Annotated in this window: 15 protein-coding genes, 1 tRNA gene and 1 other RNA gene; 1 reads left to right on the forward strand and 16 read right to left on the reverse strand. The window is 35.4% G+C overall.

The window, feature by feature from the left end; genetic code table 11:
- Positions 1-74: 74 nt before the first annotated feature.
- The 9 genes from purB to ccpA all read right to left on the reverse strand — a co-directional run bounded on the left by purB (position 75) and on the right by ccpA (position 8,567).
- Positions 75-1,370 carry an adenylosuccinate lyase gene (purB, locus tag ACRYLU_RS08035; protein WP_098393343.1) on the reverse strand — a complete coding sequence of 432 codons (1,296 nt, stop codon included), beginning with the start codon at positions 1,368-1,370 and terminating at the stop codon, positions 75-77.
- A 198-nt stretch (positions 1,371-1,568) separates the two neighbouring features.
- Positions 1,569-2,249, reverse strand: coding sequence for a type I 3-dehydroquinate dehydratase (gene aroD, locus ACRYLU_RS08040; protein ID WP_311865624.1), 681 nt, complete (start codon positions 2,247-2,249; stop codon positions 1,569-1,571).
- A 97-nt stretch (positions 2,250-2,346) separates the two neighbouring features.
- Positions 2,347-2,418: transfer RNA gene (locus ACRYLU_RS08045), tRNA-Gln, on the reverse strand.
- A gap of 94 nt (positions 2,419-2,512) precedes the next feature.
- Complete coding sequence (locus ACRYLU_RS08050) at positions 2,513-2,716, reverse strand: DUF2969 domain-containing protein (RefSeq protein WP_010906074.1); 204 nt, start codon at positions 2,714-2,716, stop codon at positions 2,513-2,515.
- A 243-nt stretch (positions 2,717-2,959) separates the two neighbouring features.
- A complete protein-coding gene (gene trxA / locus ACRYLU_RS08055; RefSeq protein WP_003129442.1) occupies positions 2,960-3,274 on the reverse strand; it encodes a thioredoxin in 315 nt (104 codons plus the stop codon).
- A gap of 96 nt (positions 3,275-3,370) precedes the next feature.
- Positions 3,371-5,701, reverse strand: coding sequence for an endonuclease MutS2 (locus ACRYLU_RS08060; RefSeq protein ID WP_260310975.1), 2,331 nt, complete (start codon positions 5,699-5,701; stop codon positions 3,371-3,373).
- Positions 5,702-5,745: 44 nt separating this feature from the next.
- Entirely contained in the window at positions 5,746-6,306 is a 561-nt protein-coding gene (locus ACRYLU_RS08065; RefSeq protein ID WP_003129445.1) for a CvpA family protein, read from the reverse strand.
- Positions 6,307-6,465: 159 nt separating this feature from the next.
- A complete protein-coding gene (locus ACRYLU_RS08070) occupies positions 6,466-7,431 on the reverse strand; it encodes an NAD(P)/FAD-dependent oxidoreductase (protein ID WP_445080846.1) in 966 nt (321 codons plus the stop codon).
- 137 nt (positions 7,432-7,568) lie between these two features.
- Positions 7,569-8,567 carry a catabolite control protein A gene (gene ccpA, locus ACRYLU_RS08075; protein ID WP_003129447.1) on the reverse strand — a complete coding sequence of 333 codons (999 nt, stop codon included), beginning with the start codon at positions 8,565-8,567 and terminating at the stop codon, positions 7,569-7,571.
- A 214-nt stretch (positions 8,568-8,781) separates the two neighbouring features.
- On the opposite strand from ccpA, the gene ACRYLU_RS08080 reads away from it, so the two are divergent.
- On the forward strand, positions 8,782-9,870 hold the full coding sequence (locus ACRYLU_RS08080; protein WP_445080847.1) for a M24 family metallopeptidase: 1,089 nt from the start codon (positions 8,782-8,784) through the stop codon (positions 9,868-9,870).
- Between the two features lie 269 nt (positions 9,871-10,139).
- Here ACRYLU_RS08080 and ACRYLU_RS08085 read toward each other — a convergent pair whose 3' ends face one another.
- From ACRYLU_RS08085 to ACRYLU_RS08115, 7 genes are all read right to left on the reverse strand, one after another.
- The gene (locus ACRYLU_RS08085) at positions 10,140-12,143 is read right to left on the reverse strand and encodes a cell division site-positioning protein MapZ family protein (protein ID WP_445080848.1); all 2,004 of its coding nucleotides are present in this window, start codon (positions 12,141-12,143) and stop codon (positions 10,140-10,142) included.
- Positions 12,144-12,290: 147 nt separating this feature from the next.
- Positions 12,291-13,445 carry a THUMP domain-containing class I SAM-dependent RNA methyltransferase gene (locus tag ACRYLU_RS08090; RefSeq protein ID WP_260311473.1) on the reverse strand — a complete coding sequence of 385 codons (1,155 nt, stop codon included), beginning with the start codon at positions 13,443-13,445 and terminating at the stop codon, positions 12,291-12,293.
- 115 nt (positions 13,446-13,560) lie between these two features.
- Positions 13,561-13,944: RNase P RNA component class B (rnpB, locus tag ACRYLU_RS08095), an RNA gene on the reverse strand.
- Between the two features lie 134 nt (positions 13,945-14,078).
- Entirely contained in the window at positions 14,079-14,465 is a 387-nt protein-coding gene (gene gpsB, locus ACRYLU_RS08100) for a cell division regulator GpsB (protein WP_003129453.1), read from the reverse strand.
- A 53-nt stretch (positions 14,466-14,518) separates the two neighbouring features.
- A complete protein-coding gene (gene holA / locus ACRYLU_RS08105; protein ID WP_445080849.1) occupies positions 14,519-15,523 on the reverse strand; it encodes a DNA polymerase III subunit delta in 1,005 nt (334 codons plus the stop codon).
- Positions 15,524-15,529: 6 nt separating this feature from the next.
- Positions 15,530-16,105, reverse strand: coding sequence for a hypothetical protein (locus ACRYLU_RS08110; protein WP_017864841.1), 576 nt, complete (start codon positions 16,103-16,105; stop codon positions 15,530-15,532).
- The gene (locus ACRYLU_RS08115) at positions 16,102-18,399 is read right to left on the reverse strand and encodes a DNA translocase FtsK (RefSeq protein ID WP_445080850.1); all 2,298 of its coding nucleotides are present in this window, start codon (positions 18,397-18,399) and stop codon (positions 16,102-16,104) included. The genes ACRYLU_RS08110 and ACRYLU_RS08115 overlap by 4 nt, the downstream gene beginning before the upstream one ends.
- Between the last annotated feature and the right edge of the window lie 13 nt (positions 18,400-18,412).

Genomic DNA, 18,412 nt, shown 5'->3' on the forward strand with positions numbered 1-18,412 from the left:
TTCATTAAATTTGTCAATCCTTTTTATATTTCGTTTTAATAACAAAAAAACCTACTTTTTAGTAGGCTTTCTTATTAATCAAAGACACGGTCAAAAATTTCATCGACTCTTGTTAAATGATAATTGTAATCAAAAGCTTTATCAATATCTTCATCATTCAAATACCGACGAATTTGTTCATTTTCTTCAAGCAATGGTCTAAACATCACTTGTTCATCCCAAGATTTTGCAGTCAAAGGTTGAACTAAATCGTAAGCTGCTTCACGCGTCATTCCTTTTTCAATCAACATTAACATGACATGTTGGCTGTAAATCAAGCCAAAAGTCGCATCCATATTTCGTTTCATATTTTCTGGGAAAACAGTCAGATTTTTAACGATATTCCCAAAACGGTTGAGCATATAATCCAGTAATTCTGTTGTATCTGGTGCAATGATACGTTCAGCTGAACTGTGTGAAATGTCACGTTCATGCCAAAGACTAACGTCTTCAAGAGCTGTAATTGCATGTCCACGAATGACGCGGGCTAAACCTGTCATATTTTCAGAACCAATTGGGTTACGTTTGTGTGGCATTGCTGATGAGCCTTTTTGACCTTTAGCAAAGAATTCTTCAACTTCACGTTGTTCAGATTTTTGTAATCCACGGATTTCTGTTGCCATGCGTTCAATTGATGTCGCAATGAGCGCCAACGTTTGGAAGTATTCTGCATGTAAATCACGTGGTAAGACTTGTGTTGAAATCTCTTGCGGACGAGTCCCTAATTTTTCACAAACATAGGCTTCAACAAATGGAGGAATATTGGCAAATGTTCCAACAGCACCAGAAATTTTCCCAGCTTCAACAGCTTTCGCAGCATGTTCAAAACGTTCAATGTTTCGTTTCATTTCGCTGTACCAAGTGGCTAATTTCAAGCCAAAAGTTGTGGGTTCAGCGTGAACGCCGTGAGTTCGACCCATCATTACTGTGTATTTATGCTCTAAAGCTTTATTTTTAACAATTTCTGCAAAGTTTTTTAGGTCATTGCGCAAAATATCATTAGCTTGTTTATAAAGATAACCATAAGCTGTATCAACGACATCTGTTGATGTCAGGCCATAATGCACCCATTTGCGTTCTTCACCTAATGATTCACTGACAGAGCGTGTGAAAGCTACCACGTCATGACGTGTTTCTTTTTCAATTTCAAGAATGCGTTCAACATTAAAAGTTGCATTTTCGCGAATTTTTTTCACATCTGCTGCTGGGATTTCCCCAAGCTCTGCCCAAGCTTCATCTGCAAGAATTTCGACTTCAAGCCATGCTTTATACTTGTTTTCTTCTGACCAAATCTCTGCCATTTCTGGACGTGAATAACGGCTAATAACCACTTTTTTCTCCTTTTTTACTGACAGAATAGCTGTCAGTAAATTAATCCTATTTTTTAATTTCTAATGAACAAAGCGTCCTTTTTCATTACCTATTATAACATTTTCACTTATAAAGCTTTTGGTCCATTCTACTTATCCTAATAAAAGTAAAAAAATTGTCTGTCATAACCGAACGATATCTCTGACCAGATCATTTTTCTATTTTTCTAAGATATCCAAAATATACTCTGTTTCTTTGAGAGAAATTTGCCCAGGCGCACTCGAATTTTCTAAACTTGCAAAAGTCCAGCAAGAACCAGTCAAATAGCCAGAAATTCTTGAAAGTCGTCCTAAGTCACCCATTGCCATGCTGATAAAATGATCACCGTATTCTAAAGTCATATCACGAGTGATTTGTAATAAATCAAGAACATCACATTCACGTTCTGGCATCACAGCAACTTTAACAAAAGCAGTTCCTTCTTCGTGCATTTTAATCAAACGATTAGTTAAATCGGTTGGAACTTCATCAAAATTATGATAAGAGAGTACCATTTTATCCCGAAAATCTTTCAAAGCGGCAAATGAAGGACCATGCGTAAAGAATTCGACATCGATATATGCGGGATTGTAAGTCAAAATTTCTTTTAAAATCTGTAAATATTTTTTTTCAGAAACTTGAATATTTCCGCCTTCTCTGACTGTTCTTAAAGTAAATAAAATCTTACTTTCTTTAAATTTTTCAAAGAATTTAGGAGCCATCTCTAAAATTTCATCTGCTGACAAAAAATCGGCACGCCATTCAACAATATCTGCTGTTCGATAATCACTGACAGAAACTTTCTCAAGCTCTGCTAACTCTGTCAGCATGATTGGAACAACAATTTTTGTTTTTCTCATAAACTTCTCCTTACATTTTCATAAATGTTTTACCTTATTCTAGCATATTTTCGCAAAAAGAAAAAAGGAAACAGCGTTTCCTTTTACGTTTTTTTTACTGGGGTAGCTGGATTCGAACCAACGCATGAGGGAGTCAAAGTCCCTTGCCTTACCGCTTGGCTATACCCCAAGATTGCTTTATAACGACAAGAAATATTTTAACAAATTATCTTATTAATTTCAAGTTATAAATTAGAAATTTCAAATCAATCACAAATAAATCTTTAAATCGAAAGATTATAAGCCATAATTGCTTCCTCAAGAGCTGCTTCAAAAGAAGTCACTGTAGCAATTTCTTTACCTGAAAAAACAATGACAAAATTTCCTGATTTTTCTTTAATTTCGGCGATTGTTTTTTTTCCACTTTTAATGACAGCTCCGTCAGCTGTATCAATAATTTCAAGTTCAGTATCTTTTTTCTTTGACATATTAAACTCCTCAAAATTTGAAAAGTCTTTTTGACCTTCCAAATCCCTATTTTCTTTGAAATTTTTCTTTCTCAATCATATCATTTTAAAAGCCTTTTGTCACGCTCATTTTACTGACAGACTTGTCAGTATGTGCCATACTTTCACTCTCTTTTACTGACAGAACTTTTCACTAGAATTGAATATAAAAAAATACTGACAAACTTTATTTCAAGAAGAAAAAAATTCTGTCAGTAATTTTTATTATGATAATTCAGCAATAACAGCTTTAAGTTGTGCTTTTGTTTGAACACCAACAATGCGTTTTACTTCTTCACCATCTTTTTTGAACATCAATGTTGGGATAGACATAATGCCAAACCCTTGAGCTGTTGCTGGGTTTTCATCAACATCCATTTTGCAAATCTTAAGTTCTGATTCGTCAAGTTCTTCTGAAAGTTGTTCCAAAATTGGCGCTTGCATGCGACATGGACCACACCAAGTTGCCCAAAAGTCAATTAAAACAAGCCCTTCTTTTGTTTCTTCATCAAACGTTGCATCAGTAATATTATATTCCATTTTATCTCCTTCATTGAAATAATTTTCTTCAGTAAGACTATTCTAGTGTAATTCCCTTAAAATTTCAAGAAAATAGATTTTGAGAAATTTATTATTTTACTTCAAAATAGCAATCGTTGCTCCAGAGCCACCAGCATTAATTGGTGCATATTCATAAGATTTAATATGACGGTGTTTTTGAAGTTTTTTCTGTACCATTTCTCGAATAACACCCGTTCCAATCCCATGAACAATCGTAATTTGAATCAAATTTGCAAGCAGAGCTTGATCAATATAATTATCCAATTCCAGTTCTGCTTCTTCATAACGCATCCCGCGTAAATCAAGTTGAGCTTTGACTTTAGAAGTCACCTTTTTACTGACATTTTTAGTTTTGGCTTGAATTTGTTCTGGACTTTCAATCACATCAAATTCATCTTCATTTAAACGAGTCGTGATTGAACCCATTTGAACCGTCCAACGTCCATCTTTTTCTAAACGAATCAATTTGCCACGCTGACCATAAGAAGTGACATTAACTTCAGCCCCTTGCTTAAGTCCTCTTTGTGCTTTTGCTTTTTTCAAAACCTTATTTTTAGAAAAATCAATGGTTGGAGCCAAACCTTCAAGTTCTTTTCTAGCAGCAATAACTTCATGTGGTTTCAATGCTGCTTTATCATTGAGATTCTTCAAAATTTCTTGCGCTTCAAGACTCGCTTTTTTAACTACTTCTTGAGCTTCTTTTTGTGCTTTTTCTAATTCAAAATCGCGCTCACGATTAATTTGATGATAGACTTTCGTCAAATCTTTATGTAAACTTTGATTTTCTCGTTCAATTTTTTTAATATTTCTTGAACTTTCAATCACTTCACGCGTTTTTTCTTCCAACTTTTCAATCATCTGATTGACATCATGCTCACTGTCAGAAATTTGTTGACTGGCTACTGAAATAATGGTTTCTGGCAAACCTAATCTTCTAGAAATCTCCAAGGCATTTGAACGTCCAGGTACTCCCAGTTGCAAATGATAAGTGGGTTGCATCTTATCAATGTTAAATTCCATACTTGCATTGATTACTTGTTGCGTTTCGACCCCATAAGCTTTTAACTCAGGATAATGAGTACTTGCCATGGTTTTCACATTTCGTTCACGTAAATTTTCCAGTATGGCAATAGCAAGAGCCGCTCCTTCTTTCGGATCAGTTCCTGCCCCAAGTTCATCAAATAAGACCAAACTATTTTCATCTGCTTGAGCTAAAATGTGAACAATATTAGTCATATGACTTGAGAAAGTTGATAAACTTTGCTCAATGGATTGCTCATCACCGATATCGGCAAAAATATCATCAAAAAGATGAATTCGACTGCCATCAGCTGCTAAAATTGGCAGACCTGATTGAGCCAATATTGTCAACAAACCAACTGTTTTCAAAGTAATGGTCTTCCCACCCGTATTAGGACCGGTAATAACAATCGTATTGAGCCCTGCATCAAATTTAATATCATTTGCCACAACAGTTTTTGCCTCAATCAAAGGATGGCGAGCTGCAAAAAGGGTAATATCTTTATCGGTTGTTAATTCTGGAAGTGTCGCTTTATTCGCTGCTAAATAAAGATACTTGGCACGAACAAAATCAATATGACCAATCAGCCAAGCATTTTGTCTTATATCAAAGCTATAAGGTTTTAATTGACTAGCAAGGTCACGATAAATTCTTGTGATTTCTTGACGTTCTTCAATCCTCTTTTGATTAAGTTTATTATTTAATGAAACAACCGCATTTGGTTCAATATAAAGCGTTTGACCTGAAGCAGACATATCATGAACTACACCTGCAATTTTATTTTTGTTTTCTGCTTTTACAGGAAGCACTTGTCGGTCATTTCGGATAGTGATGACATTTTCACTCAAAGATGAGAGATTTTTGGTCAACATTTCCTGCATGATTTTCCGAATTTCTGATTGATGACTCTTGATAGAAGCACGGATATGCATCAATTCGAGACTGGCATTATCATAAAGACTTCCCGCATTATCAAAAATTTCTAATTTTTTGACTAATGCTGATAAATCAACCAATTTTTCCAAAGTAATAGCTAGTGAAGGTGTTTCAACATTTTCAGCTTCATCAAAAAAGCGTTGAATATTAATCCCTAATTGAATCACTTTTTTTATTTCAACGAATTCCTTGCCTGAAAGACTGGCTTCAAGCTCTAGACGTCTGAGTATTTCTGTTAAATCATTTGTTTTTCCTAAATTTAATAGGCCATTTTCTTGGGTCAATAAGCGAAAATCAGCAACTTCATCAAAAAGGAGCTGAATTTTTTCCTTATCTGTCAAAGGTTTTAAATCTTTTAATTCTTGTTGACCCTGCGCTGTCGTCAAAGCATTCATGAACTGTTCTTTGACTTTATCATATTCCAATATTTGGAGAATTTTTTTATTCATTCTATTTAAATTTCAAGTTGTATCTGTAGATTTCTCCCCTAGCACTATCCTAGAGGATTAATGTGGACAATGTTTTCAATAAAAAGGTTTTGCAAGATTCCTGATGAAATCGGTGTATGTAAAACCATAAAACGAGCTAAAAAACTAGCATCAAGTTGACTTTGAACCGCTGCGATAGGAACCAAACTCAAGACCATCAAGACCATTTGTAAACCAAAATAAGTCGCCGCAAACCCTAAAATTCCAGCAATGATTTTTCCATTTCTTCCCAGAGGACTAAGTGCAAAATGTAAAAATAAACCTATAAGACGGATAATAGCATAAACGACAATAAAAATTGCTAAAAATGAAATGCTCGCATAAAAAGCATCATCGAGTTGAAAAAGAAGCTTATCACTAAAAAGTAAGAGATGTGAGTTTTCTGTGGCATTTGAAAAAGGAACCCAAATACTCAATTTTTGTGCTAACTCTTTGTAATTACTGGCTGCAATGAAGGCCGCAATAATCGTACCAAAACTGTAGATAACTTGTAAAATCAAGCCTCGTGAGTAACCAACCATGAAAGCCCAAACCAAGGCTACTAAAATAATCAAATTTAATATCATCAAACATTCCCAATTTATTTTTATTTTGCTTTTTAAACAAAGCACTCATAAAACTTGGCTCATTTTTATCAATGAAGCTAAGTTCAAGTCATTTTTCTTTCTCTATTATACCGTATTTCATAAAAAAAACGTACCCCTATTTAGAATACGCCTTTTATTTTAAAAAATGGATGAAGAATGTCCCCCTCTAAGTGGGTGGTCAAATTCAAGTCTTTTCGTCATAGCATTAATCGCATGGACTGCTTCACCAAAACCAACGGACATCAAGGGCATTTTCCCAGGATAATCACTTGCGTCTCCTGCGACATAAAGTCCCTCAATATTGGATTGCATCATTGAATCTGCCTTAACACGACCATTACGACTGACTTCTAAGTTCTCAGCTAAAGTCACTTGATTTGTTAAAAAACCATAATTAACCAAAATTTTATCAATCGAAATGTTCAAGTTTTCTTCTGATTTTACTTTTTTTAATTCTAATTCATTTCCAATCAAATTTGAAAAAGTATAAGGCGTATGAACTTGAACATTAGAATTCATCACTCGGTCAACTGTAATTTCATGACCGCGAAAAGCAGTTCTTCTATGAACCAAATGAACATTTGTAGCTACTTTTTCAAGCATTAATGACCAATCTAAAGCCGAATCTCCTCCACCAAAAACCGCGACATTTTTTCCCTCAAACTCTTTTAGAGAAGTGATAAAGTAAGATATTATTCCTTCATTGGCTAAAGTTTCTTCGTTATCAATTCCTAACTTTCGAGGTTTCAAAAGGCCGGCACCAGTCGTCAGCAAAACGCCTTTGGCTCTTCTGGTTGATTTATCAGTCGTTACAGAAAAAATCTCCTCTTCTTTTTCAATTTTTTGAACGCTCTCCCCAAGAAATAATCGATGAGAGATTTGTGCTAGTTGTTCTAAAAGATTTTTTGTCAAATCTGCCCCTGTCACTGCTGGTAGGCCAGCAATATCGTAGATTAATTTTTCAGGGTAGAGATTTTGGGGTTGACCTCCTGGAACTTGCGCTGATTCAATTATTGCAACTGATAAACCGCGCATTCCTGCGTAAAAAGCCGCGTATAGACCAACAGGACCTGCTCCAACAATAATTAAATCTAATTCTTGCATATCAAACTCCTTAACAATTTATTCATTTAATCTATTGAATAAATTCTTTTTATCATCTCTCTATTATTGCGACTTTTCTCTCAAATGTCAAATACTTTTTACTTTAAATAAAAAAAGCCCTCAAAAGGGCTCGATTTTTATTTAGTAGAACGGCGAGAAAAGATTTCATGATCCAAAACTAATTGATTTTGTTCAACATCTTCTTTAAGCATTAATTTTGTCAAAAGGCGCATTGCTACTGCTCCCAAATCGTAAAGGGGTTGGTTAACAGAAGTTAAAGTTGGATATGTATATTGAGTAATTGGTGAATTTGCACCTGAGATAATTTCGAAATCTTCAGGAACTTTCACTCCTTTATCCATCATTGCAGATAAGAGTCCAACGGCTACTGTATCATGTGATACTACTGCAGAAGTTGCTCCTCGCTCAAGTAAACGTTCAGCAAGTGCTTTCCCCTGTTCATAGCTATAATTACCTTCAAAAACGAGGTTTTCATCGAATTCAATATTTGCTTCAAGCAAAGCTTCTTGATAACCAACCATACGTTCTGTATTTTCAACGTCTTTCAATGAACCCATGATATAAGCGATTTTTTTATTTCCACTATCAATCAATTTTTTAGTTGATTGATAAGCAGCCAAATGGTAATCAATATTAACAGATGGAATTTCTTTATCTCCATCGATTGTTCCAACTAAAACAACAGGTGTTCTTGAATTTTTGAGGGAAGTTCTAATTTTTTCATCTAAAGATGAACCCATATAGACGATTCCATCAACTTGTTTTGACAAGAAAGTTTCTAAAACTTTTTCTTCTTTTTCAACATCATTATCACTATTAGCTAAAATCATGTTGTATTTATACATGGAAGCGATATCATCAACCCCGCGAGTAATCGCTGCGAAGTAAGTTGAAGTGATGGTTGGCAAGATAACACCAACTGTTGTTGTACGTTTACTTGCAAGTCCACGCGCAACTGCATTAGGACGATAGTCAAGCTCAGCAATAGCTTCTAAGACCTTCTGGCGCGTCTTTTCCTTTACATTTGCATTTCCATTTACAACACGACTAACAGTTGCCATTGACACTCCGGCGACACGTGCCACATCATAAATTGTTGTTGTTGATTCTACCATAATTGGCTATCCTCTTTCTTTTCTTTTTATTCATAGTATTTATGAAAACCATTTTCATTTACAAATTATATCATTAACTGTAAACCTTTTCAACCTTCAGCTATGTTTTTTTACGTGATTTTTTAATAAAAATAGCGTAGAATAGGGGATATAGTGTTTTTTATTTTCAAGAGAATTTAAGAAACTCATTTTCATAAATATTGGAGGAACCATTTTGAGCAAAATTGAACGTATTTCAGCTTTTCTGAATGACAAGGAAGTCGATATGACTTTCATTACTAATCCGACAACTCTAAATTATCTAACAGGGCTAGCAATTGATCCCCATGAACGAATTGCTGGGCTGATGATTTTTAGAGATTCAACTCCGATGTTATTTACTCCTGCTTTGGAAGTGGAAAAAGCTAAAGAACACACAAGTGGTCTGGATATTTTCGGATATGAAGATTCTCAAAACCCTTGGGAAGTTGTTAAAAATCATGTAAACTCAGATGTTAAATCAATTGCTGTTGAATTTTCAGATATTCCTTTAGCTAAAACTGAAGGGTTGAAAGCACAATTTGGTGATATTAATTTTGTGAATTTGACTCCTTTGATTGAACGGATGCGTTTGATTAAATCAGCAGATGAAATTGAAAAAATGAAAGTTGCTGGTGATTTTGCTGACAAGTGTTTTGAAATTGGTTTTGCCACTTCTGCTGAACGTAATGGTGTGACTGAATCTGATATCGTTGCAAAAATTGAATACGAAATGAAACGTATGGGTGTTCCACAGATGTCATTTGACACGCTTGTTTTATCAGGAGCTCGCGCTGCTAATCCACATGGTGCACCTGAAAATGTTGAAATTCAAGAAAATAAACTTTTGCTCTTTGACTTGGGTGTGATGAGTGGCGGATATGCTTCTGATGCGACACGTACAATCGCTATTGGTCAACCTAATGACTTTGACGCTGAGATCCATAAAATCGTTAAGGAAGCTCAACAAGCAGCCATGGACTTCATTAAACCTGGTGTAACTGCACATGAAATTGATGCTGTTGCTCGTGATTTAATTACTAAAGCAGGATATGGGGAATATTTCAATCACCGACTTGGGCATGGTATCGGAATGGACGTTCACGAATATCCATCTATTGTTGCCGGAAATGACCTCGTAATTCAAGAAGGAATGTGTTTCTCTAACGAACCTGGAATTTATATTCCAGGTAAAGTAGGTGTGCGTATTGAAGACTGTCTTTACGTAACAGAAAATGGTTGTGAGAGCTTCACTCATACTGACCATGACTTATTAATTTTCTAATCGATTAATTGATAAAAGTAAAAAACTTTCGCTGATTTTGGCGAAAGTTTTTTTGTCAGTAAATTTTTGTCAGTAAATTTTTGTCAGTAAATTTTTGTCAGTAAATTTTTGTCAGTAAATTTTTGTCAGTAAATTTTTGTCAGTAAATTTCTGTCAGTAAATTTCTGTCAGTAAATTTCTGTCAGTAAATTTCTGTCAGTAAATTTCTGTCAGTAAATTTCTGTCAGTAAAAAAAAATAATCATCAAAATGATGATTATTTTTTATTTTCTAAGCATCATAATCTAAGTTGTCAGCATGACCAGAACCATTCCCAACAAAGAAACCTGTTTTAGCATTGATTGATACTAAATACCGACCATCTGGTGCATAAAGATTGTAATAACCACTAACAATTCCGGCTGGGAAACCTTGGGAACCATTGGTTGTATGAATCGCTGTTGGAACTAAAATATAATTATCTCCTGTAATATAGCCGCGTTCACGGGCTTTATTCAGAACCATTTCTTTAATTCCAGCTCCCCATGTGAAAGCAGGATCATTCGTGTTGACTCCAGCTTGAGGTTGGACACGTGCTGCTGATACTTCTAAATTAACTCCGTTGCTACTCAAACCATTAGCATTACTACTTGTGCTGGCATTTGTACTTGAACCTGCTGAAGCTGCTGACGAAGGAGTCGTCGTAGAATTGCTTTGACTAGCTGTACTTGATGTAGAACTTTGGCTAGTAGCTCCTTGATTCGCTTTGGCTTCTGCTGCACTTGCAGACGCTTTAGCTGAACTTTCCTTAGCAACTTGGCTCTTAGCTAAATCAATGGCTTGTGTCAGTAATTTATTCAGGGTTTCATTGGTTGTTTTAGGAGTTTCTGGAACTTTTACATTTGCCACTACTTTAGCTGATGAATCAAGTTTTCCGTCAGTAATTGCTGCGCTAGTAAAGAGAACATTCACTTTCTTAATCGCATTAATTTGGTCTTTTAGGCTTTCTGTATCAGAGACTGCATTTGACCATGCCATGGAATTTTTGTGAGCATCAACTAAAGTTTCAAGAGCTGATAACTTGCTAAATTGACTATTTTTCAAAATAGTATGTGATTTGTCAGTGAAAAAAGCATCGTATTGTTTCTGATATTTATCTAAATCACTCTGACTGCTTTGAGAAGTTTGAACCGTTTTCCCTTTTTGATGACTATTATATTGGGCAAATCCAATCGCTCCAGCTGCAATTAAGACAATTGCACATAGACCAATAATGATTGGTTTTTTACGATTTTTTGACTTTTCGTCAGTAATTTTTGCCGCATTTTCTTCTACTTTATCTGCTTTAAAGGATGTTGTTTCAGCTAGTAAGTGAGGTGAAACTGATTCAGCAGTAATAACGTTATCAGGAATATCACTTTTTGTCTCTTTTGGTGAATCTGTCACTTTTTCCTCAGCTCCCGATTCAAGGACTTGATTATTTTCAGTAGAATCTTCTTTTGAATCAGCTTTAATTTCTTCTGCTGGTTCTTCTGTTACTTTTGGTTCAACTTCTGATTTTTCGTCAATTATTGAATCAGTTTTAGTGTCAGCGTCAGTTTCAGAAATTTCTGGTTCACTTGGCTCGTCCATTGGAACTTCGTTTGCTGACATCATAACTGGTGCAGCAACTGCCTTCTCATCTTGTGGACTTTCGGCTTCTTCTTCGTCAGTTGGTTCAGTTTTCTTGGCTTCTTCAACTTGCGGAGCTTCTTTTTGCTCTGGCAAAGTACTGACAGGAGCATCGACCATCACAACAGGATCTAAAACTAAATCATTTTTTGATTTTTTAGTTTCTTCGCTTTCCTTGTCAGCAACTTCTAAGTCTTTATTTTCTGCTGACAAATCAGAATCAGAACTGTCAGTAACTTTTTCAGTTTCAATTTTTGAAGCTGCTAATTCATCATTCTCGTCGATTTCCTCTTTAGAAACTTCTTGAAGTTTTTCTGACTTAGCTTCTTTTTCTTCTTCAACCGGAACTTCTATATTTGTACGTTCTGCCTGAATGAATTCATCCAAATTTTTACTTTTAGCTTCTTCAATTTCTCCACGGTGCTGACGAATATATTTATCTAAAACAGACTCATTTTCTTCATTTTCTTTATCCACACGTTTTGATTCTTCAACAATTTGCCCTACGGTAAAATCTTGTAAATCATGAAGTTTCAAAGTTTTTTCACCAATTTGTTGCTCGTTTTTTGGCTTGTTATTGTTATTTTTGTTTTTGTTTCTATTTTTTTTATTTTTGTTTGACATTTTTCCTCCGAATAAGATTCCCACTATTCCAATAAAATGGTGAATCAGACAACGAGAGTTGCTCAAACTCGTCTGAATTTTTACTGACAGCCGTCATCACTAAAAATTTATTGTTCTAGTAATAGCTTTTTGTTCTGTCAGTAAAATTTATTTCATACGTTTTCCGAAATACATATACAAATCTGTTCTAAGTGTTCCGTTATATAGTTTGCGTTTTTTAGTTGCTTTTGCCCCATAATGCTTTTCAAAAGCGACATCACTCGTCAAAATGTATTTACTCCAAGTTTCTAGTGGCGCAAAAGTTTTACCCATTTCACCATAAAGAGCTGCAACAGCTCCTTCATCTTCCAAACGCACCCCATAAGGCGGGTTAGAGACTAAGACACCGTCAAGCTTATCAGTTCTAAAATCTTGAAGTCGCATTTGTTTATATTTTATCACATCTGAAAGGCCTGCCGCAAGTGCATTATGTTTTGCAATTTCAATCATTTTTCCATCAATATCAAAACCTTGAATATCCAATTCTAAATCTGTACGAACTTGTTTTTTGGCCAAAGCTTTTTCTTGTTTCAAAATTTCTTCATCAAACCAAGGCCATGCAGTAAAAGCAAAAGGACGATTCATTCCTGGTGCCATATTTAAAGCCAGCATTGCTGCTTCAATTGTAAATGTTCCAGAACCACAAGTAGGGTCAACAAAAGCACGACGAGGATTTGCTAACCAATTGGTTAATAAAATAATCGAAGCTGCCATATTTTCTTTCAAAGGAGCTTCTCCTTTTTCTGAACGATAGCCTCGTTTAAATAAAGAATCACCAGTCGTATCAATCAATACAGTTGCCATATCTTTATGTAAAGCAATCTCAATTGAAAATTTAGCTCCATTTTCAGGAATTGGAACACCTTCAGGACGATGATAAGTCGTCTGTAATTTTTTGACAATCGCTTTTTTAGTGATACTTTGAATTGACGGCTCATTATGTAAAGTTGATTTCACCGCTTTAGCTTTGCTGACAGGAAATTGGCTTCCAAAAGGAATAAGCTCTGCCCAGGGAAGCGCATAAACATTTTCAAACAATTCATCAAATGTTCTAGCTTTAAATTCCCCAACTACAATTTTTACACGGTCAGCCGTTCTTAACCAAAGATTCGCCTTAGCAATTGTTGCCAAATTTCCCTCAAAGAAGACACGTGAACGGTCGTCAATTGAAACATTTTCAATTTCCAGATTACGAAGTTCGCGAGCAACTAAACTCTCTAAACCACTTGAAGAAGTTGCTAATAACTTGAATTTCTTTTGCATTTTTTAACTTTCCATTCTCTGCATAAAATGAGCAGAGATAATTCTATCTATTTCAATTAAGCATTATTTATCAAAAAAAGCCGAGGCTAAAAGCCCCAGCCTGTGTCATACAGTTTTCTATAAGCCATGTTTTGTTCCAGTTCAATTCACATTCGTGAATCTCCCCTTCGATAATCATCTGTCTGCCAAAATTCTTAATTTCAGCCTCGACCACGCCTTCATTTTGGCTAGTCAAGTGCCCCGACCATAAGTTTGGGTTGCTCGCTTGAGGGGTTTACCACGTTCCATTCTTAGAGTTTCCTCTAAGACTCGTCTCTATGGCACTTTTACAGGCTACTCACGCATATCAAAAGACTTAGCGTTTTGGCCAGCCGTTAGGCATGACGCTCCTACCTAGGTTTATTGTTTGACCTAGCACAATCACTGCGTGCATCTCAGCAACGCGCGAGCATGGACTTTCCTCACGATTTACAAAAAAATCGCGCGATTATCCGAAAACTGTTTTTATCAAAAATTAAGCAGAACAATAAAGTTCATTTACCAAAATCTTTGCCTTCACATCTTGTGAAGTTTGCAAAAAGGTTCATTGCTAAACCTAATGCAGAACATAAAACATTTCAATTTTATATTTTCTTAGTTGTTTTCACTAGCAATGCCGTTAGGTCCAAATACCGCTTGTTCTAAACGATTAATTCGTTTGAGTAAATCAAAATTACTTGGATTACGCATTTCCACTTTTGGTTTACTTGAACGTGCTTGAAGAATTTGGTTAGGGTCAAAGCGTTGTGTGTCATCAAGATTTGCTTGATTTGGTTTAGAAACTTGCATTTCTAATTCAGCAATCTTTTTCTTCAAAAACTCATTTTCCTCTTGAAGACGCAAGTTTTCAGTCTGATAAGTTTCATAATCAGCAATAACATCATCAAGGAGTTCATCGACTTCTTCTTTATCGTAACCACGCATCTTTGTAGAGAAGTCTGCTTCATAGATATCTTTAGGCGTAAATTTAAATGTCGGCATTTTTACCTCTTCATCATCATTATAAAATGTCCATTATTTATGATAACAGATTTTCAGTTTTTTTTCAAGGTCAACCTGATTAAAGTGATATCAAAAAGATAGGATTTATCAGCTGCACTTGTTTTTATATCAAAATCAAGTTTAATTAAATCAGAAAGTCCATTTTTTAGGGATTTAACGTTTAATTTTCTAACCAATTGATTGGCCAATTTTACAGGATAAGGGTGCATTTTTAAAAAGGCAACTTGTTGATTTTCTTGCCAACCCTTGGCTTGGAAAAGTTTGACTTGTAAATACAAACGATAAGAATTTGTCAAAATAGCTAATATTTTAATTAAATCTTCCCCTTGCAAGGTCAAATCATGCACTAAATCACGCGCCTCATCAATTTTTCCTTTAAAAATTAAATCAGTTAAGGCAAAAATATTATCTTGTAGCGATTTTGGAACGACTTTTTCCACATCATCAAGTGTCACTTCTCGCCCTAGTGCATAAGTTTGAACGAGGTCAATATTTTGCTTCATTACTGAAAAATTATCATTTGATTTGGCGGCAATTAAACTCAAAACTGCCTTTGGTAAAGGACTTATTTGACTAAAATATTGAATTAATTCTTGACTCTTTAATTCTTGTGCTTCAAGCAAAGATGCTTTAGCTTTTATTTTTTTAACAACTTTAAGACGACTGTCCAATTTTCCATAAAGGATTAAAACAAGTTGCGTAGTTTCCGGCGGATCATCTAAAAAATTTTCAAAGCGCTTCAACTGTTTTTCATCTAAAACACTTTTTTTAGCCGTTGTTAAATTAACCAAGTTTTCTAGGATTACCAACCGAGAATCTGAGAAAAAAGGGAGAGATTCCAAATCTTCAAGGGCTAAATCACTATTACTAGGAGTTAAGTCATAATAAGCCTGACTCAAATCCGTTGGCTCGAAATTAACCTCTGTTAAGAGTTGATTTTTCAATTCTCCAACTAGTTCCCTTGACTCACCAAAAATTACTAAAATCTGAGGGAGTCCTTTTCTTTTGATTTCATTAAATTCATCAAATACTGTCATTTTTAACTACCTCGTTACCATTTTTAAAGCAAACCCCAAGAGAACAAGGAGCAGGATGAGCAAAGCAAAACCTAAACAACCAACTTGAAAGAGTTTAGCAAAACTTGATTTTGCATTTCTAACAATTTCATTATCAGGTACGGCTATTCTCTCTTCCATTGATTTATATTTTTCATTAGAGTCAAAAGTGACATAACCCCCACCGATAAAGCCATCATCTTCCGTCATTTTATTTCCATACAAAGCATCATTCCATGTAATCGGTCGATACGCTTCAACTCCTGGAATAAATTTTTGTGAAGAAGTGATATTTTTATCTGCCTTTAATTCTTCATAAAGTGTTCTGACTGGGGCTTTCATGCCGCCTTTTAAAATCTCATCATCAGCAGGCCGATTCCAAAACTCTAAGCGCATATAAAGCTGGCCTAATATTTGTAAAACTGGTTCTTTGCGTTCATTTAAAACCAAAGCATCAGCTAAAACATTTTTTTCCTTAATTGAAAGTTCTTTATTTTGCTCATCTTCTCGTAAGATTTCATAGATTTGTAGAAAATAGTGACGATAATATAGTTCTTCACTCACTCTTCTACTCCTCCAATAAATTCTCCATCTGGACTAACAAGGACTTTACGAGGAGTCGTTCCTTTAGCAGGGCCAACAATTCCCTGCGCTTCCAACTCATTCATCAAGTCAGAGGCGCGATTGAATCCAACTTTTAAAGCGCGTTGCAATTGAGCCGTTGATGCTTTTTGAGCCATAATAACCATATTTCGCGCTTCTTCAAATAAGGGGTCACCAGAACCTGTATTTGAAGCGCCCGTACCAACTTGACTCTCATCTACCTCACCGGGGTCAAAGCTTTCGTCATACTGAGCTTCTGATTGGTCTTTAATAAAGGTCACAACAGATTCGACATCATCGTCAGATAAGAAAGCCCCTTGCAAACGAATCGGATGATTTTCATCAATAGGTTTAAAGAGCATATCCCCACGACCTAGTAATTTTTCAGCCCCATTCGTATCTAAAATTGTTCGTGAATCTGTTCCAGATGAAACAGCAAAGGCAATTCTTGAAGGAACATTTGCTTTAATTAGTCCAGAAATGACATCAACAGATGGACGTTGTGTCGCAAGAATCATATGAATCCCTGCTGCTCGAGCTTTTTGTCCCAAACGAATAATTGCATCTTCCACTTCTTTACTGGCCACCATCATTAAATCGGCTAATTCATCAACAATGACTACAATCAGAGGAAGTTCAAGCATTTTTTCATCTGATTCTGCATTATATCTTTGTACTTTTTCATTATATCCAGCAATGTTACGGACGCCATAACGACTAAAGAGTTCATAGCGTTCTTCCATTTGGTCAACAACTTTTTGAAGGGCACGTGAAGCTTTACGTGGATTTGTTACGACTGGAATCAATAGATGAGGAATATCATTGTAAACAGAAAGTTCGACCATTTTAGGGTCAACCATCAGAAACTTCACTTGACTAGGCAAAGCCTTCATCAAAATTGAAGTAATAATACCATTTACCGCCACTGATTTACCTGAACCAGTTGATCCTGCAACCAATAAGTGAGGCATTCTTGTTAAATCAAATGTGCGAATTCCACCATCTAATGATTTACCAAGAGGAATTTCTAACAATTTGCTTGGATTAGTTTTGCCAGCCTCCCACATTTCGCGGAAACCAACCATTGCAACTTCGGCATTAGGAATTTCGACGCCGACTAAAGATTTTCCAGGAATTGGTGCTTCAATTCGGATATCTTTGGCAGCTAAAGCTAAGGCTAAATCATCTGATAAATTAACAACGCGTGAAACTTTTGTTCCAGTTGCTAATTTGATTTCATATTTTGTAATTGATGGACCGACGACTGCCGATTCAACATTGGCACCAATCCCAAAAGATTTGAAAGTTTCTTCTAAAATACCAATATTTTTACGAACATTCTCACGTTCACCTGATTGATTTTTGACAGGAACTTCTGCCAGTAAATCAATGGTTGGTAATTTATAGTTACCGTTGTAGTTATTAGTATTTGAAAAATTGACAGGTTCATCATCAAGAGGAACTTCTGCTAAAACTGGACTTTCAGCTTCATTTTCAGTTTCTTCAAAAGGCGCTTCCGGAATATTAATTGGAATTTCAGTGGGTACTGAAGTAAACAATGAATTTTCTGCTGCCTCTGGAAGCTCTTCTCTTTCTGCTACTGCTTGTTTTTTTTCTAGCTCAGCAAGTGCTTTCGCTGCTTTTTTAGCTTCTGCTTTTTCGGCATGCTTTTCTTTCCATTTCGCTAAACGTTGATGTAAATCTTCACGCATTTTAGGGAAAAGTCCTGGAATCATGAGATAAATAGCAACTAACCAAAGTACCGCAGCAATAATATAGACACCAACGACTGAAAACAAGGCTTTAGCTGGCTCGGTAATTAATGCTCCAATGACACCTGAGCCGACAAAATGAATGACACGACCAGCCATTAAATCAGACCAGATAAGATGAAAAGTTTCATTAAATCCTTGATGAAGTCGAATTTGAAAGACAAACATTAGGCCGATAAAAGTTAAAATAATGGCTGGAATAATTCTTTTATTTTCTTTTAAAACTTGCTTACGAAAGACGGAAATAATCATTAGTCCAGCAAGCAAGAGAAGAAAAACAATCGCAAGAGAACCAACAAATAAGCGGACAATGTTATAAAGTAAGACTCCAACAATTCCTAGGCGAGCAAGCGCAAATAAGATTAAAAGAAGCCCAACAAAAAAAGCAATCATTTTGCGTGTTGCAGCCTTTTTCTGTTGTTCTTTTTTAGTATTTCTTCTGGTTGTTTTTTTCTTTGCAGGCATTTTTTTACTTTCACTCATTTTTAATAATATT

The sequence above is a fragment of the Lactococcus sp. KTH0-1S genome (genome assembly GCF_052544945.1).

Excerpts from the sequence above, each read along its gene's own strand:
- aroD (WP_311865624.1), bottom strand. The coding sequence starts at position 2,249 with ATGAGAAAAACAAAAATTGTTGTTCCAATCATGCTGACAGAGTTAGCA.
- ACRYLU_RS08050 (WP_010906074.1), bottom strand. The coding sequence starts at position 2,716 with ATGTCAAAGAAAAAAGATACTGAACTTGAAATTATTGATACAGCTGAC.
- trxA (WP_003129442.1), bottom strand. The coding sequence starts at position 3,274 with ATGGAATATAATATTACTGATGCAACGTTTGATGAAGAAACAAAAGAA.
- ACRYLU_RS08060 (WP_260310975.1), bottom strand. The coding sequence starts at position 5,701 with ATGAATAAAAAAATTCTCCAAATATTGGAATATGATAAAGTCAAAGAA.
- ACRYLU_RS08065 (WP_003129445.1), bottom strand. The coding sequence starts at position 6,306 with ATGATATTAAATTTGATTATTTTAGTAGCCTTGGTTTGGGCTTTCATG.
- ACRYLU_RS08070 (WP_445080846.1), bottom strand. The coding sequence starts at position 7,431 with ATGCAAGAATTAGATTTAATTATTGTTGGAGCAGGTCCTGTTGGTCTA.
- ccpA (WP_003129447.1), bottom strand. The coding sequence starts at position 8,567 with ATGGTAGAATCAACAACAACAATTTATGATGTGGCACGTGTCGCCGGA.
- ACRYLU_RS08085 (WP_445080848.1), bottom strand. The coding sequence starts at position 12,143 with ATGTCAAACAAAAATAAAAAAAATAGAAACAAAAACAAAAATAACAAT.
- ACRYLU_RS08090 (WP_260311473.1), bottom strand. The coding sequence starts at position 13,445 with ATGCAAAAGAAATTCAAGTTATTAGCAACTTCTTCAAGTGGTTTAGAG.
- gpsB (WP_003129453.1), bottom strand. The coding sequence starts at position 14,465 with ATGCCGACATTTAAATTTACGCCTAAAGATATCTATGAAGCAGACTTC.
- holA (WP_445080849.1), bottom strand. The coding sequence starts at position 15,523 with ATGACAGTATTTGATGAATTTAATGAAATCAAAAGAAAAGGACTCCCT.
- ACRYLU_RS08115 (WP_445080850.1), bottom strand. The coding sequence starts at position 18,399 with ATGAGTGAAAGTAAAAAAATGCCTGCAAAGAAAAAAACAACCAGAAGA.